Below are 23,275 nucleotides of genomic sequence, written 5' to 3'. Positions count from 1 at the left end.
TGAAAGGGTGTCTGTCGTGGATGAAAAGGCAATTTTACAATCCGTTATTCATTTGTTAAAAGAAGAATTATCGGATTCCATGGTGGGAATCTATCTGCACGGCTCCATGGCCATGGGATGCTTCCATCCGAATCAGAGCGATATCGATATATTGGTGGTATGCCGGAATAAACAATCTGCTGAGACCTATCGGAGCATTGCCAAAAAGTTAATGCATTTTGAAGAGGAGCTAAACATTACGAAAGGTTTTGAGATCAGTATTGTATTGGAATCCACGATGGCGAACTTGGCATACCCAACTCCTTTCGAATTTCATTATTCAGCCTATCACCGGGAAAAGTATCGAACCGATGAACAATATCTCTGCGGCGGATATGAGGATCCGGATTTGGTAGCACACATGGCGGTCATTTATGACCGGGGTGTAGTTTTATATGGCAAACCCATTAAGGATGTATTCCATCCTGTACCTCGTGAATATATGATCGCCTCCATTACATCAGATGTGGGAGCAGCTCTGGAAGAAGTTGTGGAAAACCCTGTCTACTATGTACTGAATTTGTCACGTGTTTTGTTGTATGTGAGAGATTCGGTGATTTATTCCAAGCGAGAGGCAGGAGAACGCGCCCTTACAGAGCTCCCGTCTAAGTACAAGGGCGTCATCTCGCAATGTCTTGCAAAGTATAATGGTGTACTGGAAGAATTAGATCTCAGTGAACCGTTACTTCTGGAATATGCAGAATATATGTTGAGTGAGATTAATATCTGGACGGAGAAAACGGCTCAATAGTTTTCTTATACTGGTATTGTGCATTATTGATTTTACACATATTGAGAATTAATGATTTTTAGAAGGAGACACCAAGATGACCATAACAACAGAAGATATGGAACTGATTGAAGCAGCGCAGAACGTAATCAAGCGGTTATACAGAGAGGGTAAGCATCACATCGGTGCAGCAGTACGAACACAATCAGGAAGGATATATACTGCGGTGCACTTGGAAGCCTACATTGGTCGTGTTTCGGTATGTGCGGAAGCTATTGTGATTGGCAAAGCCATTTCAGAAGGTGAAACTGAATTTGCAACCATCGTTGCTGTTCGGCATCCGGAGATCGATCCGGACGATTCAACGGAAACTTCTGACCTGCAGTTGGATGTGGTATCACCGTGTGGCATTTGTAGAGAATTGATCAGTGATTATGGGAAGGACACACAGGTCATTTTGCAGGGGGAAGAGGGATATACCAAAACAATGATTGGGCAGTTGCTGCCACAAAAATACACAAGGACATAGTGAAGAAAGGAAGGTCATGATGTTCGAGATTGCTGATATTCGGCAAAAGCCGGACATGCTGCAGGCAGCTGTTCAATATTTTTGGAAGCAATGGGGTACGGAAACAAGTTATCATTTTTATCGGGATTGTATTGAGCGTTCTGTAGAGACGAACAGTGATGTACCAAGGTTTTACGTGATGTTGAACGGAGACAGGATTATTGGAGGGTATGCCTTGTTGCGAAGCGATCTGAATAGCCGACAGGATCTCTTTCCTTGGTTTGCATGCCTTCATGTGGAGCCGGAGTACCGGGGTCAAAATCTGGGCGGACAATTACAGAATCACGCGATGAACGAGGCAAAGGCGAAGGGCTATGACAAGCTCTATTTGTGCACGGATTTAAAGGACTATTATGAGAAACATAACTGGGCGTACATTGGCAAAGGTTATTTGCTTGATGATGCGGAGACACGAATCTATGAACTGAAAATTTGATGAGGAATGATTCTATGATTACCGAGCTTAACCAACTTGAATTCCATAAGGTGAAGCATCTCACGGACTTATGCCGCAATATTGAAGTTAGAGCAGTGGCATCTGGGATGAATCCGGGACGGATCTATGTAGAGTCAGGTTCGTATTTGAAGGAGGATGTAATATGAACGAATCATTACAAGATCAGATACAATTTCTCGTTGAGATTGATAAACTGAAAACGATTGAACGGAGAACAAGAATTATCCATGGCGAGAGACGTGAAAATGATGCGGAGCATTCATGGCATCTGGCCATGATGGCGTTGGTTTTGCAGAGTCATGCGAGCAAGGATGTGGATATCCTCAAAGTCATTAAGATGCTTCTCGTTCATGATCTAGTCGAGATCGATGCCGGAGATACCTTTGCTTACGATACGGTGGGGTACGAGGATAAATATGATCGTGAGATCAAGGCGGCTCATCGGCTGTTTGGCATGCTGCCTGAGGCACAGGCTGAAGAACTGCTGAATCTGTGGTTAGAGTTTGAGGCGAAGGAGACGGATGAGGCACAATTTGCTTCGTCTCTGGATCGGTTACAGCCTCTGATCCACAATTATCAGAATGAAGGAGATACGTGGCAGAAATACAACATTACAAGTGAACAGGTCTTGAACCGAAATCGTGAAATAGCGACCGCTTCCGATACATTGTGGACGTACGCACAGCAGCTCATTCAACATTCTGTGGATCAAGGAATCCTGACCAAATCATAAGAATGTGCTGGAACTTATCCGTTAAGAGAAGGAGAAGGAGCTAATATGGGGTACATAATGGAACTTCGAAAACTGGTCGGCTCCCGACCGTTGATCATGGCTGGTTCGTGTGTGCTGGTGTTCAATGAACAGGGACATCTGCTGCTGCAAAGACGTACAGACAGTCTGGATTGGGGAACACTCGGTGGTTCGCTTGAACCCGGCGAGTCGCTGGAAGAGGCTGCTGCGCGTGAACTATATGAAGAAGCAGGATTGAAGGCAGAGACGTATAGACTCATTACTGTTTTCTCAGGACCGGACATGTATTACAAATATCCGCATGGGGACGAAGTGTATAATGTGATGGCGGTTTATGAAGCTAAGGGGATCACGGGTAGTCCAACGGTTATGGATGATGAAGGGCTCGAACTCCGATATTTTGACCTGAACCAGCCGGTCCCAGAAATCAATCCGTTTACGGAATATGTGTTAAAAAAGGCAGGTTACATCCAATCCCAATAAAGAAAGGATGGTGTGCATTGACACAGGATTTTTATTGTGACGAAGTGCTCACGTGGCATTCAAGCGCTTGATATTTACTTGAGCGAAAAACGCGGAGAACGATTCTAAAACTCGTAAAATTCAATCAACCATAAGATTATCATTTTTCTCTCAGTGTTTTATTTTTTCTGTTTTAGTATGATTAACACATCATTTAAGTAAAGAGAGGGCAAGTGACATGGTGGATACTTTTTTAGAACAAATCAATGAGTTGAACGAGCTTCAAAAGGATCTGGTTACTATACATCCTTTATTTGCAGACCATTATCCCGTGGTTGTCGCATTTGAGTCCCTATTATATATGTATGATTACTCCGCGGAGAAAGGGCAATATGAATGGGTGAAAACCGTTCCGGATGACCTTAACATTCCTGACGAGTGCCTGGCAGCCATGCCAGTGCACCATATGGATGATCGAATGTGTGCAATTGTGACGGACTCAGCTTTCCAAAATTTTGAGCAGAAAGTGTACCTGTTTCACGAGTATGTTCATTGTTATGTCTATGATAAATATGAGCAGATCAGGAATCGTCTTCAAATTAAACATGCCATGGAGAAAATTAAACGTGTGACATGGGAGCTGGATTACGAATTCCCTTATGAGGACGAGGGTGTGGTCCAGCAGATCAACTCCCTGTTGTCTGCCCTAAAGAGCGGAGATTTATCACAAGTACAAGCAGCAAGGAAAGCGTTGTTCAGCTCCTTAACTGAAGAACAAGGGGAGTACTGGAACTGGCTGGAGTGGAACGAAGGCTATGCGCGATATATCGAGAATCGGATACGAGAAAAATTCGGACTGGAACTGAATCATTGGGGAGATTCAGCTCCATATAATCGTCTGGTATTCTATGAGTGCGGATCGGAGTACATAAGTCTGTTGGTTCGCGAACAGCCGACTCTTCATACGGATTTGGAACAGCTGTTTAATACAATCCTGGTGGAACGAGTGCATGGATGATTTTGCTGTCTCATGGTAAGTGCTGTTTAGTAACGGTTCAAGTCGGTTCTATGAGTAGCAGACTTTGATGTAAAGGAGAATGCACCATGCCACTGCCTATGGTTCACTTACATGTAGCTGTGCTATTTGCTGATTCCTATCCAGAACGTGTTGAACGAGGTTCATTTTATCTTGGCAATATCGCGCCCGATTCGATTCATATGCGTGAAGGTACAACGAGAGTGGACAAGGAATTCACCCACTTCAACCCCAAGGATGAAGGAGATTATATTGCACGTTTACAAGAACGCTATTCATCCTACATTCAACAACGTTCGGATGAAGGGTGGAAGTGGTTTGTACGCGGTTATTTCATGCATGTCCTGACGGATTATTACTGGTTTCGGAGTCTGTACCCTGAATTCGTGGAACGGGTCACGAGCACGGATGAAAACAATGGAGTGAAGCGAACCAAGGATGAACTTGGCCGTTTGTACTACCAGGAGACGGATCAGATCGATTTTAATCTCTACCATTATGCTAGTTGGAGCGGAGATGTATGGCGTCTGCTTAAGAGCACACCGAGTTATGATGTTGCAGATCGTTTAACCGCAGAAGAGATTCTGCGCTGGCGGGATCGTACAGTCACTTTTTTTAACGAGCAAGCCAACGAGCCCGGAATTGTGCCCACATACATGACTGATGACATGGTAAGTTCATTTGTGACAGATACGGTGCAGCGATTAATCCTGTTAATCCATTCCTGGGACCCTGAGTTGCAGCGTCTGGATGTGAACCTGGGAAGCTAGGGAGGTGTCTACGAATGAAAAAAGCAGCAATCCTCTTATGCTTATTCGCTGTTTTCCTTGCGAGTTGTACTCATACCAATACTTCTGGTTCAGATGAAAATCTTCCTTCGCTCATTACCTTAACTTGCAACCCGGATTACACATATGAACCCTGCCAAGATGTCAGTTCGATGAGCATGACGAGATTCGGATGATCATGGGTGCGATAGAAAACGCGGAACCTATACCCGGAAATCTTAATTATGTAGCGCAATACAAGATGAGTATAACGAATACGGATAATTCTGTGACCAAATATGATTTTTCAATAGGAACTGATCCTGAAATGAATGCCCTGTTGGTAGACGGGATAGACACCACCACGGGATATAGCATACCGCTAGAGGATGCAAATCAACTAAGATCATTAATCGAGAGACGCACAAATTAACCAGACATCGTGAAATGGAGAGGCAGTTATATATGAATCAACAGATTATCATTCAACACTTAACTTCATCGGATGTGGAGAGTGCCTATCTGGTTTTTGAACGTTCCATTACGGAGGCATTTAATCAAGAAGGGCTGGGTTCGCTTCATGATGATATCAGGGACGAAATTGAACACAAGAAGGCACTGCTTCAATCCACATTGCACTCCGACAAGTCCAATAATTCCGATTCTTTTTTTCTGCTGGCTAAACGGGGAAATCGCGTAGTTGGGACGATTTCATATGCGCCCTGCGGTGAGGAGATCCGGATTCTGAGTGAAAATCGACTGAATCATATCGGTGAATTGGGCAGCTTATACATTCTGCCGGAAGCTCAAGGACAAGGAATAGGTTCAATGCTCATTGAGGCCCTCACAACCGAACTTCGGAAGCGAGGCATTCAGCAATTTTGCCTGGATAGCGGCTACCGGACAGCGCAGAAGAAATGGCAGCGAAAGTTTGGACAACCCTACGCCGTTGCGCGGAATTATTGGGGCGAGGGAACAGACCATATGGTGTGGTTATGTGATGTGAAGGATTTTGCTGCAAACTAGGAACGTACAAAAAGAGATGACGACCTGGCTCGGACAGGAGTCATCTCTTTTACTAAGTTGTGATTTTTTAAGTACATCATGAAGTCCTGCAAATGACCAAGAGTAAAGGAGGAAAAACATCTGATTAGAATCGTATTTTTCGATGTAGACGGTACTTTGTTGAGCGAAACGGATCATAGTTTATCGTCGGCCACGGCGGAGTCCATTCGTGAATTGATACGTAAAGGCATTCGAATCGTGCTAGTCACAGGCAGGCCCTACAGTTTGTGTAAGGAATTCAGTGATTTGGGGATCGATACCATTATTTCAGCCAACGGGGCATTGATCAAAATCGGTGATGAAGTTATACATAAGTCAGTACTTTCCGCACAGATGATCCATGAATTTAGTGAATTTGCCGAATCGAACGGTCACAGCATTTCCTATTTTACAGAGTCATTAGCGACGAATGGATTATGTGCCACGGATATCCGCGTGAACGATGCCTTGCGGGAAACCCTTGGAGTAACGGATCCTCCGCAGAAAATGGATTCTTTGGAGCAGGAGGTGGTTTGCCTTTGCTTATATGCGGATGAGTCAGAGGCAGAGAAGTTCCAAACCAGATTTCCCTCATTACGATTCGTGAGATTTCATCCGTATGTCTGCAACGTCCTGGAAGAAAACGAAGTGTCCAAATCACTAGCTGCAGCAAGAGTACTTGACTACCTGAAGATACCCAGAGAGGAAGCCATGGCCTTCGGCGATGGGGGAAATGATATCGATCTGCTGGAGTATGTGGGCCTTGGCATCGCCATGGGAAATGGAGGAGAACGGCTTAAACAAAGGGCGGATTACGTTACTCTAAGAGCAAGTGAGGATGGAGTGACCCATGCCTTGAGGAAGTTTAAGTTGATATAAGGGTCTTTCATGGGGTGTGAAGGATATCCCAATTATGGATTTTAATATAAAATGATAGATATAGGTACGTGACAAGTTTTTTGATAAGTTAAAATTAGGGTGTCGGCGATAAATAAAGCCATATGTAGAGGTGAGAGAGATACTGGGATTAATTAGTTTCATATGTATCTTAATTATGACGGTCACATTACTTAGCATCGAAGTGAAAACCAAAAAAATAATGCAGGAGCAAGCACGAATCAATCGGAAGCTGGAGCAGCTTATGGAGAAAGACACGTAACGGTGGCCAGAGACGAATTTGAGTAAAAGGGTAGGGTGATGAAGCACGATGGATCAGATTAAAGCGGTTATTTTTGACTTGGACAATACCATTTTGAACAGAACGCGAACTTTTGAAGGTTTTACCCAAAGCCTGATTAAGACGTATTTCAGTCACATGGAGACCACTGCCGATATCAGTCAGCGAATTATTGAACTTGATCAGGACGGTTATAAGGATAAACCACTTCTATTCACTGAGTTGCTGCAGGAATTGCCTTGGGCCGTATCCCCACCGCATGCAGAGCTTATGGAATTCTATGGCACGGAGTATGTAAGAAGCGCGGTGCTGATGGAAGAGGCGCGAGAAGTTGTACAACAACTCCGAAGCAAATACCAAACGGGATTAATCACCAATGGAAAAACAGATATTCAGTATGGCAAAATCGATCAGCTCGGAATCCGTGATGATTTTGACTGCATTATTGTTTCTGAAGAGGCTGGAGTGAAGAAGCCCGATCCTCGGATATTCCAGCTTGCACTGGATCATTTCGGCCTATCTCCTGAGCAATGCATTTACATAGGAGATCATCCGGTGAACGATGTGGAGGGCGCTGCCAAAGTAGGCATGAACACCATCTGGATGGAGGTCAACCAGCCTTGGCAGGAAAGCATCACAGCGCGCCCTTTGCATGCCATTACGCATCTACGAGAATTGGTAGCATTGCTCTAGCAAAAAGTAGACCGGCAAATCGGCTGTTTCTGTCCTCGAACCCACACAGAGAACCACTCTTTGAAGAGGTTGTTGTAGAGAGTGAGGAGGCTTGCCGCTTCCTCACTCTTTTGGGTATATCCTGAGTAGCTGAACAGCTTACGGCGTTCAAATGTTTTGCCAAAGGACTAGATGATCAGGCAGTAATGATTCGAGACTTCGAGCGCCTGCTGCGGTTCTCAATCGCTTCTTCATAATCCCCGATCAATCCGTCAAAAATATGCTCCCAGGACCGCTGCAGAGCCAGCTTCCTGCCTTCCAGACCCATCAACCGCAATTGATCCAAGTGATTGCCCCAGAGACATATTTCACGGATCAAGGCCTCAGGATTACCTGGCTCAAACAAAACACCACTGCGGTGATGTGCCACGAGATCCTTAACACCTCCAGCATTCGCTGCGAGAACAGGGAGTCCCGAAGCCATGGCTTCCAACACCACATTTCCAAAGGTCTCTGTGCAGGAAGGAAATACAAACCAATCGGCCGAAGCATACATAGCCGCAAGCTCTTCACCATGCATATAACCGGTATAGGTAACATTGGGTGGGCATTGAGAACGCATTTTGGGAAGTAGAGGTCCGTCTCCGACAATGAGCCAGTGCACTCGGGACTGCATGTTTTCGGGCAGGTGCTGCATGGCAACCGTGAGCGTAGCCATGTCTTTTTCGGGGGCAATTCGTCCAACGTAGAGTAAAATAAGAGGGGCCGTTATATTGTAGCGAGTGCGAATCGCATCACTTCGTTTATCTGGTGTGTACAGATTGCAATCGATTCCGCGTGACCACAGCTTAAGCCGCTGAATGCCTTGCAATTGCAGTGTGTTTAAGGTCTCCTCGGATGGTGTTAGGGTTGCATCACAGGTTCGGTGAAACCACTTGATGTACTTCCAATAGAGAGGGATCATGCTTTTTAATTTGTAGTATTCGAGGTAGCGATCGAAATGGGTATGGTAGGAGATCACATGCGGAAGTTGATGTTTGAGTGCATACTTGAGACCAAGAAGGCCCATATTGAACGGTGTGGCGATGTGCAGCAGATCCGGCCGAAAGGCTTGCAGTTCTTGATAAATGGAGGCCCGGTTAGGGAAGGCGATCCGGCATTCCGGATACAGAAAAAAGGGGATATTGGCGACCGGTCTGACCGAAGCGGAATGGCTGCCATCGATGACAGACTTCGGAGTAAACAGCAGATGTTCAATACCTCTGCGGTTCATGTGATTACTCAAGCGGTGCAGCGTACCCGCAACACCATTGGTTTCGGGAACGTAGGTGTCGGTAAACAAGGCCAGGCGCATCTTTACCCCTCCCATGACTCTTGATGTCAAGATCATAACAACGGATCGTTTTCCGAAGGTCAAATGCAGGTTAACTTCAAGACGCTTTATGTAAATTTGAAGATAGCCTGTACTGGTGTAATCATGGATGTGTTCAATTGAAATAGCATATTCTGCTATGATGTAATAGGGTAAGTGAGCGATAGATTTTTTTCTACGCATAGTGGGCAAGTGTATATAGGAGGCAGATCGATGAATAAGTTACAGGAAGAATTACAGCAATTGTTACCTTTGGATCAGCTTGAAGCCATGTCGGGTGAAGAAGTGGTGGGAAGTGTTGCCATGGATCTATATCGTGCGGAGTTTGCGACGATTCGTGAATGTGGACCTGAACTTCCGCAAGTCTTGCGTGACGTCATTCTGATTATTGATCTGGATACCGAGCTGTCCATGAATGGCATTACCGGATTTTTGGAAAATGCAAGCGGGCAGTTTTTGGAGGAAACGATAGCAGCCATGCAGCGAGTTGGAAATGAGGCTGATGCCGATATTTTGAAAAGCATCCAGCAAGAGCTATCGGAAAATGGGGTGACCCCCGAGCAATTGAGAGAGAATGTAAATGCATTGTCTGAGCATGACGTAACAACGTCGCTGAAGACCCATGGTCCGCACATACATGAGGTCATGCAGCGGGTTGAATTGCAAGCAGGGAACTTAAGCATGCAGGAAGATAATGAAGAAAGTTTCGAACTTTTATATCAATATGTGGAACATAACAAAGAGAGCTTGAAACGGGAAATGGAGCACATCATGACGAATTAATTCCAGATCACAGGAGAGATGCCATGATTGTGATGATTAACGGCGCATTTGGCTCAGGGAAGACATCGGCTGCCAATAAGCTGCAAACGCTCCTTCCGACCAGCATGATCTATGATCCTGAAGAGATTGGTTATATGCTGAGAAATGTGATCGTGGATGATGTGAAAATGGATGAGGAGAGAACGGACGATTTTCAGGATATGGAGCTCTGGAAAGTCCTTACCGTGCAAGTCGCCCGTGAAATCAAGCAGAAGTACGGTAAACACCTGATCGTGCCAATGACGATCTATAAATCCGATCAATTTGAGTACATCCATCGTGGCCTGAAAGAGCTTGATCCTGAGCTGTTCCACTTTACGCTAATGACTTCTATGGATACGTTATATGAGCGGTTGCTGAAACGAGGGGATACGCCTGACGGATGGACATTCAGACAAGCAGAGAAGTGTGCTGAAGCTTTTCATGGGTCCCGTTTTGAGGAGTATGTGATGACCGACTGCCTAACAACAGATGAAGTGGTGAGTCATATATTCTCCAGAGTGATCCGATGAACTAACCATGTATAAGGGGGCCAAATGATGAGGATCAATAAACGTTTGTGCGTAGAATCATTACTGGTTACGCTGTTCATGACTTTGGGTATCATTGGATGGAAAATAGTTCGGGGTATGCTAATGACAGTGAATTATAAACCTGATGTGCCAGTGGCCTATTCATCTTCAACGAACTTGCAATCCCAAGTCGCTTTTGGAGCCGTCGTTCAATGGGATTTCGCGTTGATTCTTTTCTGGGTTGCTGGTTTCATTCTGTTTGCAGCCGCTTATTATGGAATCCGGTCAGGACTTCAACACTGGATGAAGCGTACATAGAAACGTAGTTACCTTAAATGGTCTTTATACTCGAAGGGCAGCCCTCTCGTCAGGTCATTGACGTCAAAGGCTGCCCATTTTACTTTTGAATTCAATAGGAGGTTTCCGTTCTAACCTTACGTTGATTCGTCAAGAATGCCAGCTGCGGCCTTCTGACCGGATAACACGGCGCCTTCCATCGTGGTGAACATCGGCTGTTTGGTGTAATCACCGGCAAGATACAGTCCCCGAATAGGAGTCACCTGCTCAGGACGCTTGCGTTCATTGCCTGGGGCGATCCGATAAAAGTTTTCGTTACCCCGTACGATGCGGTAGTCAGTTACGGAAGATACTCCTTCGGCAAGACCAATATCAATTAGGCCTCTCTGAGTTCGATTCCAGATCTCTTCATCTGACAGATCAATCAGTTCATCCGGATTTACCAAAATGATGGAAGCTCTCCCTGGACGCCCGCGAAATGTCGTGCGGGATTGTTCTCCAAACGACCCAATGTCGGTACCTGGCCCAAAAGTAGTCCGGTCCTCAGGAAGAAGAGGGAGTTCCGATTCAAACTGTACTGTAACATGCGGCATGGCATCCAGGCTCAGAAAAGGTTGAAACCATTCATGCTCACTGAAGTGCTCTTCAAGCAATTGCTGGGAACGACGAATATTGGCGGCAACAACGACACGAGTGGCCGGGATCAGTTCGCCGTCTTCCAATTCCACGCCTTCCAGACCATCCGCACCATACAGCAATTGGGTAACGGGAGCGTTGGTGCGAATTCGTCCTCCTTTTTGTTCGATTGCAGCAGCGAGAGGCGAGCACATCACATCGGTCATACCTCCGGTGAAGGCACCGATACGCATTTTATGAATTCGCGGAATGCCCGGGAGGAAGAGGCCGAAGAAAGCGTAAGCCGAATATTGTTCAAGGGGCATGAAGAAAATGCCGGAAGATAACGGTTCAACGATTCGTTGGAGAGCCTGCTCGTTTACCCCATGCTGTTTTGCAAAATCAAGCAGCGATATCTCATCCAGTTCCTCTGGACGCGAGACACAATCTTTGAAGCCGGCAGCAAGGAACGGGACAAGGGAGGCCTTATCTCCAGGCGTAATAAAATCATTGTTGCCTAGCATACCTGATAGTGTTTTAAGCGGAGCATGAACGATGTCCAATCCAAATTCACCGTACTCCTCTGCATCTGGGTGGCGAACCTGCATCGTCGTTTCCCATGCCAGCATCTCGTCCAGATCGATGCCTGCACGTTCAAGTAATTTTGGTAATTCTTTATAATATCCTATGAATTTATGAAATCCGGATTCCACTTCCATTCCACGTTCATCCCAATTGCCTGTTCGTCCTCCTACATAGGGTGCGGCTTCGAGTATCAGTACGGACTTTCCCTGATCTACAAGTTCAAAGGCACAGCTCAAGCCAGCCAGACCTGCGCCAATAATAATGGTTTGATCTTCGTTCCTTCCTTGTTCGTGGAGTTGTGCACTCAATGATTTCGCCTCCTCTTTTTGTATTTAATATACCCATTATTTCCAGCAGGGAAGCTGGCTTGGGAGATCACGGATGAAACTGTTATGAATTAGACTACTTATGTAAGTGAAAACAGCTCTCCAGCTGCATGTAATGCAGCCGGAGAGCTGTTGATGATGGGAAAATGAATTTACAGATGCTTCGAAATCACTTCTTCAAGACCTTGGGCAACGGAGTGAGCCCCCCGCTCCAGATGTCTATCGTATAAATGCAGGCGTACAAAGCTTTCATCGGTGCCCATTGCCTCCGAGAAAATGCCACCAAGTCCGCGAGCGCGGCGGTCGATCTGCAGAAGCAGTTCCATGGAATCCCCCATCGGGTAGAACATCACTTCCAGTTCATCCAAATAGCCACGGAACTTGTTTGTCGGCACAAACTCAAATTCCTGTACAAATGGCAGATTGCCGCCAAGTTTTGGAGCATAATCATTGGTCACTTCGCGCAATCGGAATCCAAGTATGTCGATGGCATCCAGCACGGTGCGCATATCCTGAGTAGGTACAACACGAAGTCTGTCCCGATCCGAAGGGTCAACGGCGCTTGAGATATCAAGGCCCGTCTCTACCCATACCTCCGCGCTGTGGAGCGTAATTGGGAGATTTTCAGGCAGGTCAAATGAGAATTTCTTTTCGAGCTTCGTCCCGGGTTGCAGTGTAAATCCTTCAGTTAGTAAATATTTGGCCACTACGGCTGTTTCCTTCACTTTACGATCATCGCGTTCCCTTATGTAATGCGTGTTGATGGTGAGGTAGATCCGGTCCACGTTTTGTTCCACATCTCCGCCTTGTATATATACGGTCCCCGAGAGAATCCCTCCAGGCATAACCTCGGGTGTATCGAGTTCCGTGTTGACCTTAGCTGCCCCCACACCTACACTGGCTAACATTTTCTTAAAAAAAGACATCCGCTCAACCTCCAGATCATATTGGTTTGTACATGGGAAAAAATACGACTTCGACCTTAATACGGAATCCGTGAGATTGTCGTTTCAAATTTTATGTGATTTGATGAAGTGAATCCAAAAGATATTCTGACCAGGCAAAAAGTTCGCGAAAAAGACAGGAGAATCAAACTCCGGTTGTCGAATATGGTTTAATCAGGAATTTCCTTCTGGAAGGAGAGCGGACGATGGGGATGGATTGGTATGATATGGTTGCGCTCCGTAACGGGGGTTATAAGGGTAGGTCTGCATACACTTGGGAGGGCCAATCAGCTGAAGACGTTTTTGAGGAACGGTTGATCCGAATGCTCTCACAACGCCAATCCGTACTCGATGCAGGCTGTGGTCACGGTGAATTTACATTAAAAATGTCGGCACATACCGGTCATATCACGGGTTTTGATAATTCAAAGGAACTGCTTCACATCGCTCAGGCTGGACTTGAAGCAAGTGACGTGAAGAACGTTGATTTTGTGTACGCCACAACGAAGTCGAAGATGCCTTTTGAAGACGAACAGTTTGATCTGATTTATGATCGCAGAGGTCCTACTTCCATTATTGAACATGGGAGAGTGCTGCGAAAGGGCGGCATCATTTTCGGCATACATACGGATGTAAGTAAAGTAAAGGAACGATTGCATAATAACCGTTATGAGCAGATCGAGATTGAGGAGTTCAATGAGGCGTTGATGATTTTTTCGGATGAAAAAGAGTTCGCACTCTTTCTCTCTGATGTTCCAGGCAATCCGGATTACACACAGCCTGAGTACCATGAACAACTGAGAGCTAAGATCCAGGAGAATCAAATGGACGGAAGAATTGCTGTGCGAGAACATAAGTACATCTGGAAAGCCGTAAAACCTGGAAATAACAATTCAATGGTTTGAGGTGTGACGAAATGAATCGGAAATGGACTTAATTGAGTTAACACAGCGAGGGGGGCAGACATATGCGAAAACAAACGATATTTTGGATCACGGGAATCGCTATTGCAGTTGTTGTAGTACTGTTTGCTTACAACAACTTGGCCCCCAGTGTGAAAGAGCAGGATGTTAGCATGAAAGGCACTATCCGACAGATCGGTACGGATGCGTACGAGGTGAATATGCAGATTACCCGTACCAAAGAAGACAACGATATTCACATGGTATACCCCGTGATCTTCGGGTGGGGCAACATTTCTTTCAATGAAGAACAGAATGATCCATATTTCCGTCCGTCTGCTGTTGGTACCTCTGGCACAGCGGAACAGTTGCTTCATCAAGCATTGCAGGATGAGGGGATCAACACGAGTAACGAAAATGGTGAATTTTGGGGATTCTCCATACCTGATGAAGTGGGTACTTACAAAATGCGTTTCACGATTACTCCTTTAAGTGAAGGAGTTGATTCGTTAGAAAATCCCAAGATCTATTATGTGCATAAAGAGCAGTTGCTAGGCAAGAATCTCAACTGGGTCAAGGGAGAGCGTCTGGAAATGATGAAGGAGAATGCCGAGTGAAGCGAATATACAAGTCAAATGAGATCGTCGTCCGATTGTTGGAAGAAGCAGACGAACTTCAGCTCGTTCAGTGGCTAACTGATCCGGCAGTGCTGCAATATTACGAAGGCCGTGATCGGCCGCAAAACCTCGATCTGGTAAGAGAACATTTTTACAGTCAGGACGATGTTGCGAATCGTTGCCTAATTGAATATCAAGGTAAGCCTATAGGCTATATTCAGTTTTACGAGCTTGAAGAAAACGAACGGAAGGAATATGGTTATGGAGACACGGATGAGATTGTTTATGGAACAGATCAATTTATTGGCGATGTTGAGTACTGGAACAGGGGCATTGGCACCAAACTAGTGCGATCCATGGTAGCCTATCTGGTAAATGAGAAGCAGGCGCAGAAAGTGGTTATGGATCCTCAGGCATGGAATGTACGTGCGATAGCCTGCTATGAGAAGTGTGGTTTCAGAAAAATGAAGTTGTTAAAGGAACATGAGCAGCACGAAGGTCAGATGAGAGACTGCTGGTTGATGGAGTATGACGAGGAGGAATCGAAGATGGATTTGAGATATCCGATTGGCACATTTGAACACACAGGTGAGGTCACACCCGCACAGAGGGAACAGTGGATTAAGGATATTGCCGAGCTGCCGGAGCAGGCGAGAGAAGCTGTAAAAGGGTTAAGCGAAGAACAATTGAGCTTGCCCTACCGGGAAGGTGGCTGGATGGTCAAACAGGTTATCCACCATATGGCAGATAGCCATATGAACAGCGTGATTCGTTTCAAGCTGGCGTTGACAGAGGATACACCAACGATAAGACCTTATTATGAAGAGCGTTGGGCTGAGCTCAGTGACTCACGGGATCTGGATATCGAGGTTTCTCTGCAACTACTGGATGCGCTGCACCGGCGTTGGGCAGCACTGCTAAACACATTGACCGATGCCGACTATGCCAAACAATTCTACCATCCGGGTTCACAGGAAACGACGAGACTGGATTATAACCTCGGATTTTACTCCTGGCATGGCAGACACCATGTTGCTCACATTACTTCGCTCAGAAGCAGGCTGGGGATTTAACAGAGAGGTGTAACTATTATGGTGGAGCGGCATTGGTTGAGTTTGAATGAAGTAGAGCAATCGGATCGAGAAATTGCATTCGTTATTATGATGGCACAATTTCAGGAGAAATACGTCATCGTTTACAACAATAAACGCAATGGCTGGGAGTTTCCCGGGGGCACATGTGAACCTGGGGAAACTCCACTGGAAGCTGCATGCAGGGAACTATATGAAGAGACAGGAGCAGTCAGATTCATGTTGGAGCCCTTTGGAATTTACGAAATGAACGGGAACCTCGGTATGGTTTATTACGCAGCGGTTGACCAGTTCGATTCCATGTCGTTAGAGCTTCCAAATTATGAAATTGGAGAACTGAAGTTGGTAGATGCCTTGCCGGCAGGCATGAGCTTTGGAGATATGTTTTATTCGTTTTTGGATTATTGGACAGGGTATTCCTCCAAGGGAACAAACCAGCATAATATGGACTTAACCGGTTTACATAATAATATTTAAACGATGTTAGGGGAGCGTGCATGATGAATATACAAATAAGAACTTTGAATGAGCATGACCCCGTCGCAATCTCGCAGGCATTTCAGGAACAAGGTTGGGAAAAACCCGTAGAACAGTATCTTCACTATCTGGTAGAACAGCAGAAAGGTGAACGGGTTACTTTGGTAGCTGAGCTGGATGGGGCGTTTGCGGGTTACGTCAATGTATTGTGGAACTCATACTATCCTTCTTTCAGGGAGCAGGGGATTCCGGAAATTAATGATTTCAATGTGCTGATCAAATACCAGCGTCAAGGGATAGGCTCACGATTAATGGACCGTGCCGAGGAAGTGATTCAAGAACGAACGGATACAGCAGGGATTGGGGTCGGTGTATTCTCCGATTATGGCAAAGCTCAGATCCTATACGCCCACCGTGGATATATTCCGGATGGCAAGGGAATTCACAAGCATGATCGTTACCTTATGCCGGGTGATGAAACCATCATTGATGATGACGTCGTACTTTATTTAACGAAGAAATTGAAGAAGATTTGAATAGTTGTACATTTGAACACGGAAGAAGAAACAGAGCTTAAGCAGAAGGTAACGCCTGCGCAAGTTCTGTTTTTTTTGATTATATTAAAGCGGATTTTCCTATGAAAACTCACAAGAAAAATAGAGATATATTGGGTATAAATGGTATAATAGAGTGTCCAGTATGAAAGCCATGTGACGAGCAAAAAAGGGCTATATACTAATAAGCTTTGCAATGATAACTAACGAAAAGATTCATACATAAGAGGAAACAAGCAGGACATTTTGAAGGAAATCGAGGAGGAATATGACATTGGAGAAAACGATCAAACATGTCCAGGATCTGTACGATATGCTCGATGCAGAGTTCAGATCAGCGAAGCAATTCTGGGAGCCATTTTATGAAGATAGGAATCGCCCCATTCCCTTTTTTCCTAACAAGCCTGATGAGAATCTGGTCGATCAAGTGAACTCAGGTTTGCTGACCGGAGGAAAAGCGATGGAGCTGGGCTGCGGGCCGGGCCGGAATGCGCTTTATCTAACAAAAGAAGGGTATCGCGTGGATGCATACGACCTTTCGGAAACGGCGATTGCGTGGGCCAAGGAACGAGCTGCGGAAGAGCAAGTAAATGTGAATTTTGAATGCCGATCTGTATTTGAATTGCAACCACAGCAAGAGTATGACCTCGTCTATGACTCCGGCTGCATGCACCACTTACTGCCACACCAGCGTATCCCATACATTCAGATGATTAACGATGCACTTAAGCCAGGAGGCTATTTTGGCATGACTTGTTTTGCTCCGGGTTATGGAGATATGGGTGGGCCAGAGAGCGTGATGAGCGACTGGGAAGTATACCAGGAGAAGTCCATGAAGGGTGGACTGGCCTTTACGGAAGAGAAGCTTCGCTATTTGCTGGAAGATCCGTTTGAATGTGTGGAGCTGCGTCCGATGATGGCGATGGGGCAGAATGATCCTCGATTTGGCCTGCCGATCCTGTGGGTGACGTTGTGGAGAAAACCGCTGTCTGTCGAAAAAAAGGGGGGCTAAGCATGCAGAACAGGACTTTTATTGTTACAGGTACTTCCAAAGGAATTGGTATGCAGCTGGCTCAGCTGTTACTGGAACAGGGAGATCGGGTCTATGGAATTTCACGGGGGACTGCTGAGCTTCTGCATGGCAATGATCTGTATTTTCATTTCCAGTATGATCTGAGTGATCTGATGGGTATAGAGCAATTAGTGAAAAAAATACTGGAACAGATTCCTTTAGAGGAAACCGAGTTCTTAGGACTTATTAATAATGCAGCGATGCTTGAACCCTTGAAGCCGATAGACCAGTGCAGCACAGAGGAGATTAGCATGAATTTGAATATCAGTTTGGCAGCTCCTATGATTTTGAGTTCATCATTTATTCGTCAAACCAACCACCTGACCGCACGGCGGAAGATTGTGAATTTGACCTCTGGTTCAGGCAGTTACCCGGCACCTTCCATGGCTGCATACTGTACCTCAAAAGCCGGAATGAACATGTTTTCGGAGTGTGTGGCGATGGAGCTAGCCGAGAGGCTGAATCCGGTTGAGGTCATTGCATTTGATCCCGGCATGGTGGATACGGAACTACAGGCGGTGGCGAGAGGCAAAAGTACCGGTGAATTTGAGCTATCCGGTTTATTTAATCAAGTGTATGAAGCAGGCCAATTAAAATCACCACGAGAAGTGGCGAAGCGGCTAATTGAACGAATTGAAGAGAATAGTGATACAAGTAAGGTCGTTCATACCATGGAGAGCTAGCATCATTCAGTACTTGTTCTCGATTTACTGCTCAGTGTGAGGATCCTTTTGATATAACTCCATCTTCCCTGTAAACTGACAACATAGTGCACGCGTGGAATTAATCAGCGGGCATTGATCCATTTCAAAATTAGTAACCCGTAACGGCTGTCCCGCAACAGCCGAGTCTAATTACCCTATTCAGCTTTAGAAGAACAGAAATGTGGTGAAGGAACTTGTTTAAAATTATGCTCATTGAAGACGATGAATCCTTATTCAGTGAGATCAGGGAACGGTTATCCCAGTGGTCTTATGACGTATACGGCATACATGACTTCGGCAAAGTAATGCAGGAGTATAGCGATGTACAACCGCAGCTGGTCATCATTGATATACAATTGCCGAAGTATGACGGCTTTCACTGGTGCCGCATGATTCGTGCACACTCGAATGTGCCCATAATCTTTTTGTCCTCACGGGATCATCCGACGGATATGGTCATGTCTATGCAGCTGGGTGCGGATGATTTTATCCAGAAGCCTTTTCATTTCGACGTATTAATTGCCAAAATTCAGGCCACATTGCGAAGAGTATACAATTACAACACGGAACGGATCGAACTTCGAACCTGGCGCGGGGCAGCGATAGAGTATGTAAAGAATACACTTACGCTGGGTTCGGAATCGGTTCTTTTGACCAAAAACGAGATGTTGATTCTTAAAGTGCTGGTAGAGCACAAAAATCAGATTGTCACCCGCGAGGAACTCATCCGGAGCTTGTGGGATCATGAGCATTTTGTGAGTGATAACACGCTGACCGTTAACGTCAACCGGCTTCGCAAGAAGCTGGAACCGCTGGGCCTGGATGGGTATATCGAGACCAAGGTTGGTCAGGGATATTTGGCAACAGAAGAGGCTGAAGGATGATCGGGAAGTATATTAGAGAAAAACTCAGCTGGATTTTATTGCTGGTATGCATGCAGCTCATCATTTTGTTTGTGGCGTATATTGATTCATCCATACCCGTTCGTTCATTAACATACGTGATCGTTCTAAATGTGGTAGTCTGCATCGGTTTTATCTGGGCGAGATATCCGAGGGAGACACGTTTCTATAAAAAATTAACGACCTGGGACCATACATACGATCTGGGGGAGTTGGATATAGCGGAAAGTCCGTACGAACTTATCGTGCATGATGCCGTAGCCTCCCAGACAGAGCGCTATCGGAAGGAGTCTTCATCCAACCTCATTTTGCTCGAACAGGAGAAGGATGAGATATTATCCTGGATCCATGAAGTGAAGACACCCCTTACAGCGTTACAGTTAATGATTGAACGTACGCCGGATGATAAACTGCGGAATCAGATGACGTATGAATGGCTGCGAATTCATCAACTGCTTGATCAGCAGCTGCATCAGAAACGAATTCCGTTTATGCATAATGATCTGTATATTGAGGAGACCGAACTTGAACCGATACTGAATGCAGAGATTCGGGCCTTGAAGTCCTGGTGCATCTCCAAAGGCATAGGTTTCGATATGTCACTGAATGTTACGCGTGTGCTGACGGACAGCAAATGGCTGGGTTTCATCATCCGGCAGCTGCTGAGCAATGCGGTGAAATACAGTGATTCCTCGGATATTGTTATCGAGAGCTGGGAGCAGGATGGACACCATGTTCTGTCGATTCAGGATTATGGACGAGGGATCGAAGCACAGGATTTGCCGCGCATTTTCGATAAAGGCTTCACTTCAACCCGAGGCAGGTTGGAGGGAGCGGCAACCGGAATGGGACTGTATCTGACTAGGCAAGTGGCACAAACGCTTCATATGGATATTCACGTAGAGTCTGCTCCCGGCGAAGGCACAATCGTCAAGCTTATCTTTCCGCGGAAAAACGATATGGTGCATCTTGCGGGCGTGTGACAACATTGTCACATGCTTTTTCGTTTTGTTCGGTGAATCGCACGATAAATTGGCAGATCCCGCCTATGATAGAGACATACCAAAGGAGAGTGTGTGGGATATGTGGATACTGGAAGCCAAAAAAATTAGTAAAGTATATGGCAACAAACTCAATAAGCAGGAAGTTCTGAAAGGAATCGATCTTGGTGTTGGCAAAGGAGAATTTGTAGGGATTATGGGACCCTCGGGTTCAGGAAAAACGACACTGCTTAATGTGCTCTCCTCGATCGATCGGGTAAGCCAGGGCACCATTGAAATCGAAGGCAAGGAGTTTACCGGAATGAAGGAGAAACAGCTCGCTGAATTCCGCAAACATCATCTCGGTTTTATTTTTCAGGAATATAACTTGCTTGATACGCTTACCGTGAAGGAAAATGTGCTGCTGCCGCTTTCCATTACGAGCATCCCGAAGCAGGAGGCACATCGGAAGTTCGAAGAAATTGCCCGTGAACTGGGCATCTACGAATTGAAAGACAAATATCCATCCGAAATTTCAGGTGGTCAAAAACAGCGGACTTCAGCTGCGCGAGCATTTGTCCACGATCCGAGCATCATATTTGCGGATGAGCCGACAGGCGCACTGGATTCCAAATCCGCTTCGGATCTGCTTGGCAAATTAAGCGAAATGAACATCAAACACAAGGCTACCATCGTGATGGTCACGCACGATCCGGTTGCCGCGAGTTATTGCAGCAGGGTGATTTTCATTCGGGACGGGCAGATCTACACCCAATTGAATAAAGGAGACGAATCCCGGCAGTCCTTCTTCAACGACATTATCAAAACCCAGGGCGTGTTGGGTGGTGTGCAGCAATGAGTTTGCGATACATCATCTTCCGTAACCTGAGAAAAAACCTGAAGAGTTATTATTTATATGTATTTGCGCTAATCTTTAGCGTGGCCTTGTATTTTTCCTTCGTGACGTTACAATATGATCCTTCCATGGATGAGGTGGCGGCTTCGACCAAAGGAGCGGCTGCAATTGGTGCTTCTTCGGTGCTGCTTATTGTCATCGTGGGCATCTTCCTGCTCTATGCGAATACCATTTTCATCAAGAGACGCAGCAAGGAGATTGGACTGTTTCAGCTCATCGGGCTGACGAAAGGAAGAATTTTTGGCATCTTGAGTGCGGAAAATTGCATCCTCTACTTTGGCTCCATGGCGGTAGGTGTTCTGATCGGTTTTCTCAGCTCCAAGCTGGTGCTGATGATTTTGTTCAAAATTCTCGGCATTGATGCGATTACGAAACTGTACTTCTCACCGATGGCACTGGTCCAGACGTTGATTGTATTTGCAGTATTGTATCTGCTCATTATGCTGATGAACTATGCCTTCATTAAGGCGCAAAGCATTCTCTCGCTCTTTCGGGTAACGGCCAAGGCTGAGCAGCAGGTGCAGAAGATGTCCGCCGGACAAATGATCATCGGCATTTTGGGTATAGCCCTGATTGTGTATGGATATGTATTATCAGCAAGGATGTTCAGCGGTGAGGCGCTGGATATGCAGCAGCTGATGTATATGATGTTGATGATTTTGTTCTCGGTCATTCTGGGGACGTATCTATTCTATAAGGGATCAGTCAGTTTTCTGTTTAATCTGATTCGCAAAAGCAAAAACGGCTACCTTTCCATCCATGAGGTCCTGTCATTGTCCTCCATCATGTTCCGCATGAAATCGAATGCACTGCTGCTTACCATTATTACGACGGTGTCCGCGCTTGCCATTGGCATGCTGTCACTTAGTTATATTTCGTATTATTCGGCAGAGTCTCAAGCGAAAGAAAGCTTGCCGGAGGATTTCTCTTTTGCTCAAGCGGATGTGAAGAATCGTTTTGTAGCAGAACTTGAGAATAAGCAGATCCCATATGAGGAGAAGCACAGACAGCCTGTTTATATTGATATTGATGCCAAAAAAGTAATGGATGATTCCTTTCCGGAAGAATTTTTGTTCAGCAGCGTGGTCAGTGACAGCATGGTAGATGATATCGATCTGAAACCGGGTGAAGTAATCTTCATGGGTTACGGAAGTGCCATTCAGCAGATGATTACCATTCAGGAAAAGGGTCCAATCGTACTGCACGGCTATAAACAAACCATTGATCAACAATTGATCGGCACGACCAAAAAAGGAGCTCTTCCTGTGTACTATACCAAAGGTACACCTGTAGCTGTTGTCGATGAAACAGTGTATCAGCAGCTTCAGAAGGATCTCGATCCCAAACTGCAGGAAGGCGAGCCGACTGACTATTATGGTGTTCGCATTATAAACGAGGATCAGGCTGAGAAGGCATATGCCATTTTTGAGGAGCAGCAATTGGAGGCGCCAAGCTTCTCGCAGATTGAGTTCAGAAATAACCAACGTACCAATATGGGCCTAATTATGTTCATTGTCGGTTTCCTTGGTCTGACCTTCCTGATTACATCAGGATGTATTCTGTACTTCAAGCAAATGAATGAGAGTGAAGAGGAGAAGCCAAGCTATACCATCTTGCGTAAACTTGGTTTTACACAGGGCGATTTGCTGAAGGGAATCCAGCTCAAACAGGTTTTTAATTTCGGGATCCCACTTGTAGTGGGGCTGAGTCATAGTTATTTTGCCGTAAAATCAGGGTGGTTCTTCTTCGGTACTGAACTGATGACACCTACGGTCATTGTCATGATTGTGTACACGCTGTTATATTCGATCTTTGGTCTGTTATCGGTGTGGTATTATAAACGGGTGATTAAGGAAGCATTATAGATCGGAATAAGGATCATGA

Annotated in this window: 28 protein-coding genes and 1 pseudogene; 26 read left to right on the top strand and 3 right to left on the bottom strand. The window is 45.6% G+C overall.

The window, feature by feature from the left end:
- Window positions 1-52: 52 nt before the first annotated feature.
- From AB3N00_RS10255 to AB3N00_RS10205, 11 genes are all read left to right on the top strand, one after another.
- On the top strand, window positions 53-790 hold the full coding sequence (locus AB3N00_RS10255) for an aminoglycoside adenylyltransferase domain-containing protein (RefSeq protein WP_413034427.1): 738 nt from the start codon (window positions 53-55) through the stop codon (window positions 788-790).
- Window positions 791-866: 76 nt separating this feature from the next.
- Window positions 867-1,298: a cytidine deaminase gene (locus AB3N00_RS10250; protein WP_413034426.1), complete on the top strand. Its 432-nt coding sequence runs from the start codon at window positions 867-869 to the stop codon at window positions 1,296-1,298.
- Window positions 1,299-1,317: 19 nt separating this feature from the next.
- Window positions 1,318-1,773 carry a GNAT family N-acetyltransferase gene (locus AB3N00_RS10245; protein ID WP_413034425.1) on the top strand — a complete coding sequence of 152 codons (456 nt, stop codon included), beginning with the start codon at window positions 1,318-1,320 and terminating at the stop codon, window positions 1,771-1,773.
- A 14-nt stretch (window positions 1,774-1,787) separates the two neighbouring features.
- On the top strand, window positions 1,788-1,940 hold the full coding sequence (locus tag AB3N00_RS10240) for a hypothetical protein (protein WP_413034424.1): 153 nt from the start codon (window positions 1,788-1,790) through the stop codon (window positions 1,938-1,940).
- Window positions 1,937-2,527 carry an HD domain-containing protein gene (locus AB3N00_RS10235; protein ID WP_413034423.1) on the top strand — a complete coding sequence of 197 codons (591 nt, stop codon included), beginning with the start codon at window positions 1,937-1,939 and terminating at the stop codon, window positions 2,525-2,527. The genes AB3N00_RS10240 and AB3N00_RS10235 overlap by 4 nt, the downstream gene beginning before the upstream one ends.
- Window positions 2,528-2,572: 45 nt before the next feature.
- On the top strand, window positions 2,573-3,028 hold the full coding sequence (locus tag AB3N00_RS10230) for an NUDIX hydrolase (protein ID WP_413034422.1): 456 nt from the start codon (window positions 2,573-2,575) through the stop codon (window positions 3,026-3,028).
- Between the two features lie 217 nt (window positions 3,029-3,245).
- Window positions 3,246-4,025 (top strand): hypothetical protein, encoded by a 780-nt coding sequence (locus tag AB3N00_RS10225; protein ID WP_413034421.1) that lies wholly within the window; start codon window positions 3,246-3,248, stop codon window positions 4,023-4,025.
- An 86-nt stretch (window positions 4,026-4,111) separates the two neighbouring features.
- Complete coding sequence (locus AB3N00_RS10220; protein ID WP_413034420.1) at window positions 4,112-4,813, top strand: hypothetical protein; 702 nt, start codon at window positions 4,112-4,114, stop codon at window positions 4,811-4,813.
- A 462-nt stretch (window positions 4,814-5,275) separates the two neighbouring features.
- The gene (locus tag AB3N00_RS10215; protein WP_413034419.1) at window positions 5,276-5,836 is read left to right on the top strand and encodes a GNAT family N-acetyltransferase; all 561 of its coding nucleotides are present in this window, start codon (window positions 5,276-5,278) and stop codon (window positions 5,834-5,836) included.
- Window positions 5,837-5,956: 120 nt separating this feature from the next.
- Window positions 5,957-6,733, top strand: a complete 777-nt coding sequence (locus AB3N00_RS10210; RefSeq protein ID WP_413035241.1) for a Cof-type HAD-IIB family hydrolase — start codon at window positions 5,957-5,959, stop codon at window positions 6,731-6,733.
- Window positions 6,734-7,061: 328 nt separating this feature from the next.
- A complete protein-coding gene (locus AB3N00_RS10205) occupies window positions 7,062-7,724 on the top strand; it encodes an HAD family hydrolase (protein WP_413034418.1) in 663 nt (220 codons plus the stop codon).
- Window positions 7,725-7,899: 175 nt separating this feature from the next.
- Here the strand turns inward: AB3N00_RS10205 and AB3N00_RS10200 are convergent, their stop codons facing one another.
- The gene (locus tag AB3N00_RS10200) at window positions 7,900-9,057 is read right to left on the bottom strand and encodes a glycosyltransferase family 4 protein (RefSeq protein WP_413034417.1); all 1,158 of its coding nucleotides are present in this window, start codon (window positions 9,055-9,057) and stop codon (window positions 7,900-7,902) included.
- Window positions 9,058-9,288: 231 nt separating this feature from the next.
- Here AB3N00_RS10200 and AB3N00_RS10195 point away from each other — a divergent pair, with 231 nt between their 5' ends.
- The 3 genes from AB3N00_RS10195 to AB3N00_RS10185 are packed head-to-tail and all read left to right on the top strand — an operon-like array spanning window position 9,289 to window position 10,727.
- Window positions 9,289-9,858: a hypothetical protein gene (locus AB3N00_RS10195; RefSeq protein ID WP_413034416.1), complete on the top strand. Its 570-nt coding sequence runs from the start codon at window positions 9,289-9,291 to the stop codon at window positions 9,856-9,858.
- A 23-nt stretch (window positions 9,859-9,881) separates the two neighbouring features.
- Window positions 9,882-10,409: an AAA family ATPase gene (locus AB3N00_RS10190; protein ID WP_413034415.1), complete on the top strand. Its 528-nt coding sequence runs from the start codon at window positions 9,882-9,884 to the stop codon at window positions 10,407-10,409.
- A gap of 27 nt (window positions 10,410-10,436) precedes the next feature.
- Window positions 10,437-10,727 carry a hypothetical protein gene (locus AB3N00_RS10185; RefSeq protein ID WP_413034414.1) on the top strand — a complete coding sequence of 97 codons (291 nt, stop codon included), beginning with the start codon at window positions 10,437-10,439 and terminating at the stop codon, window positions 10,725-10,727.
- 116 nt (window positions 10,728-10,843) lie between these two features.
- On the opposite strand, the gene AB3N00_RS10180 is transcribed toward AB3N00_RS10185, so the two are convergent.
- On the bottom strand, window positions 10,844-12,214 hold the full coding sequence (locus AB3N00_RS10180; protein ID WP_413034413.1) for an FAD-dependent oxidoreductase: 1,371 nt from the start codon (window positions 12,212-12,214) through the stop codon (window positions 10,844-10,846).
- A 170-nt stretch (window positions 12,215-12,384) separates the two neighbouring features.
- Window positions 12,385-13,158: a sporulation protein gene (locus AB3N00_RS10175; RefSeq protein WP_413034412.1), complete on the bottom strand. Its 774-nt coding sequence runs from the start codon at window positions 13,156-13,158 to the stop codon at window positions 12,385-12,387.
- A gap of 224 nt (window positions 13,159-13,382) precedes the next feature.
- Here AB3N00_RS10175 and AB3N00_RS10170 point away from each other — a divergent pair, with 224 nt between their 5' ends.
- From AB3N00_RS10170 to AB3N00_RS10115, 12 genes and pseudogenes are all read left to right on the top strand, one after another.
- Window positions 13,383-14,081 carry a class I SAM-dependent methyltransferase gene (locus AB3N00_RS10170; protein ID WP_413034411.1) on the top strand — a complete coding sequence of 233 codons (699 nt, stop codon included), beginning with the start codon at window positions 13,383-13,385 and terminating at the stop codon, window positions 14,079-14,081.
- A 62-nt stretch (window positions 14,082-14,143) separates the two neighbouring features.
- Window positions 14,144-14,695 carry a hypothetical protein gene (locus AB3N00_RS10165; RefSeq protein ID WP_413034410.1) on the top strand — a complete coding sequence of 184 codons (552 nt, stop codon included), beginning with the start codon at window positions 14,144-14,146 and terminating at the stop codon, window positions 14,693-14,695.
- Window positions 14,692-15,153: pseudogene (locus AB3N00_RS10160) on the top strand (GNAT family N-acetyltransferase); the annotation flags it as partial. The gene AB3N00_RS10165 and the pseudogene AB3N00_RS10160, both read left to right, overlap by 4 nt.
- A gap of 90 nt (window positions 15,154-15,243) precedes the next feature.
- Window positions 15,244-15,768, top strand: coding sequence for a YfiT family bacillithiol transferase (locus AB3N00_RS10155; protein ID WP_413035240.1), 525 nt, complete (start codon window positions 15,244-15,246; stop codon window positions 15,766-15,768).
- A gap of 18 nt (window positions 15,769-15,786) precedes the next feature.
- Window positions 15,787-16,263 (top strand): NUDIX domain-containing protein, encoded by a 477-nt coding sequence (locus AB3N00_RS10150; RefSeq protein ID WP_413034409.1) that lies wholly within the window; start codon window positions 15,787-15,789, stop codon window positions 16,261-16,263.
- A 23-nt stretch (window positions 16,264-16,286) separates the two neighbouring features.
- A complete protein-coding gene (locus tag AB3N00_RS10145; protein ID WP_413034408.1) occupies window positions 16,287-16,799 on the top strand; it encodes a GNAT family N-acetyltransferase in 513 nt (170 codons plus the stop codon).
- Between the two features lie 292 nt (window positions 16,800-17,091).
- A complete protein-coding gene (locus AB3N00_RS10140; protein WP_413034407.1) occupies window positions 17,092-17,829 on the top strand; it encodes a class I SAM-dependent methyltransferase in 738 nt (245 codons plus the stop codon).
- A 2-nt stretch (window positions 17,830-17,831) separates the two neighbouring features.
- Entirely contained in the window at window positions 17,832-18,572 is a 741-nt protein-coding gene (locus AB3N00_RS10135; RefSeq protein WP_413034406.1) for an SDR family NAD(P)-dependent oxidoreductase, read from the top strand.
- 215 nt (window positions 18,573-18,787) lie between these two features.
- A complete protein-coding gene (locus tag AB3N00_RS10130; protein WP_413034405.1) occupies window positions 18,788-19,477 on the top strand; it encodes a response regulator transcription factor in 690 nt (229 codons plus the stop codon).
- Window positions 19,474-20,478: a sensor histidine kinase gene (locus AB3N00_RS10125; RefSeq protein WP_413034404.1), complete on the top strand. Its 1,005-nt coding sequence runs from the start codon at window positions 19,474-19,476 to the stop codon at window positions 20,476-20,478. Before AB3N00_RS10130 ends, AB3N00_RS10125 begins: the two co-directional genes overlap by 4 nt.
- A 100-nt stretch (window positions 20,479-20,578) precedes the next feature.
- The gene (locus tag AB3N00_RS10120) at window positions 20,579-21,334 is read left to right on the top strand and encodes an ABC transporter ATP-binding protein (protein ID WP_413034403.1); all 756 of its coding nucleotides are present in this window, start codon (window positions 20,579-20,581) and stop codon (window positions 21,332-21,334) included.
- A complete protein-coding gene (locus AB3N00_RS10115) occupies window positions 21,331-23,256 on the top strand; it encodes an FtsX-like permease family protein (protein ID WP_413034402.1) in 1,926 nt (641 codons plus the stop codon). Before AB3N00_RS10120 ends, AB3N00_RS10115 begins: the two co-directional genes overlap by 4 nt.
- The last annotated feature ends 19 nt before the right edge of the window (window positions 23,257-23,275 follow it).

The sequence above is a fragment of the Paenibacillus xylanilyticus genome, assembly GCF_047246825.1.
Lineage (GTDB): Bacteria > Bacillota > Bacilli > Paenibacillales > Paenibacillaceae > Paenibacillus > Paenibacillus xylanilyticus_B.
Note: the sequence above shows the minus strand (reverse complement) of the source record. Positions and strands in the feature narration are given on the sequence as shown.

Excerpts from the sequence above, each read along its gene's own strand:
- AB3N00_RS10250 (WP_413034426.1), top strand. The coding sequence starts at position 867 with ATGACCATAACAACAGAAGATATGGAACTGATTGAAGCAGCGCAGAAC.
- AB3N00_RS10245 (WP_413034425.1), top strand. The coding sequence starts at position 1,318 with ATGTTCGAGATTGCTGATATTCGGCAAAAGCCGGACATGCTGCAGGCA.
- AB3N00_RS10240 (WP_413034424.1), top strand. The coding sequence starts at position 1,788 with ATGATTACCGAGCTTAACCAACTTGAATTCCATAAGGTGAAGCATCTC.
- AB3N00_RS10235 (WP_413034423.1), top strand. The coding sequence starts at position 1,937 with ATGAACGAATCATTACAAGATCAGATACAATTTCTCGTTGAGATTGAT.
- AB3N00_RS10230 (WP_413034422.1), top strand. The coding sequence starts at position 2,573 with ATGGGGTACATAATGGAACTTCGAAAACTGGTCGGCTCCCGACCGTTG.
- AB3N00_RS10225 (WP_413034421.1), top strand. The coding sequence starts at position 3,246 with ATGGTGGATACTTTTTTAGAACAAATCAATGAGTTGAACGAGCTTCAA.
- AB3N00_RS10220 (WP_413034420.1), top strand. The coding sequence starts at position 4,112 with ATGCCACTGCCTATGGTTCACTTACATGTAGCTGTGCTATTTGCTGAT.
- AB3N00_RS10215 (WP_413034419.1), top strand. The coding sequence starts at position 5,276 with ATGAATCAACAGATTATCATTCAACACTTAACTTCATCGGATGTGGAG.
- AB3N00_RS10205 (WP_413034418.1), top strand. The coding sequence starts at position 7,062 with ATGGATCAGATTAAAGCGGTTATTTTTGACTTGGACAATACCATTTTG.
- AB3N00_RS10200 (WP_413034417.1), bottom strand. The coding sequence starts at position 9,057 with ATGCGCCTGGCCTTGTTTACCGACACCTACGTTCCCGAAACCAATGGT.
- AB3N00_RS10195 (WP_413034416.1), top strand. The coding sequence starts at position 9,289 with ATGAATAAGTTACAGGAAGAATTACAGCAATTGTTACCTTTGGATCAG.
- AB3N00_RS10190 (WP_413034415.1), top strand. The coding sequence starts at position 9,882 with ATGATTGTGATGATTAACGGCGCATTTGGCTCAGGGAAGACATCGGCT.
- AB3N00_RS10185 (WP_413034414.1), top strand. The coding sequence starts at position 10,437 with ATGAGGATCAATAAACGTTTGTGCGTAGAATCATTACTGGTTACGCTG.
- AB3N00_RS10175 (WP_413034412.1), bottom strand. The coding sequence starts at position 13,158 with ATGTCTTTTTTTAAGAAAATGTTAGCCAGTGTAGGTGTGGGGGCAGCT.
- AB3N00_RS10170 (WP_413034411.1), top strand. The coding sequence starts at position 13,383 with ATGGGGATGGATTGGTATGATATGGTTGCGCTCCGTAACGGGGGTTAT.
- AB3N00_RS10165 (WP_413034410.1), top strand. The coding sequence starts at position 14,144 with ATGCGAAAACAAACGATATTTTGGATCACGGGAATCGCTATTGCAGTT.
- AB3N00_RS10155 (WP_413035240.1), top strand. The coding sequence starts at position 15,244 with ATGGATTTGAGATATCCGATTGGCACATTTGAACACACAGGTGAGGTC.
- AB3N00_RS10150 (WP_413034409.1), top strand. The coding sequence starts at position 15,787 with ATGGTGGAGCGGCATTGGTTGAGTTTGAATGAAGTAGAGCAATCGGAT.
- AB3N00_RS10145 (WP_413034408.1), top strand. The coding sequence starts at position 16,287 with ATGAATATACAAATAAGAACTTTGAATGAGCATGACCCCGTCGCAATC.
- AB3N00_RS10135 (WP_413034406.1), top strand. The coding sequence starts at position 17,832 with ATGCAGAACAGGACTTTTATTGTTACAGGTACTTCCAAAGGAATTGGT.
- AB3N00_RS10125 (WP_413034404.1), top strand. The coding sequence starts at position 19,474 with ATGATCGGGAAGTATATTAGAGAAAAACTCAGCTGGATTTTATTGCTG.
- AB3N00_RS10120 (WP_413034403.1), top strand. The coding sequence starts at position 20,579 with ATGTGGATACTGGAAGCCAAAAAAATTAGTAAAGTATATGGCAACAAA.
- AB3N00_RS10115 (WP_413034402.1), top strand. The coding sequence starts at position 21,331 with ATGAGTTTGCGATACATCATCTTCCGTAACCTGAGAAAAAACCTGAAG.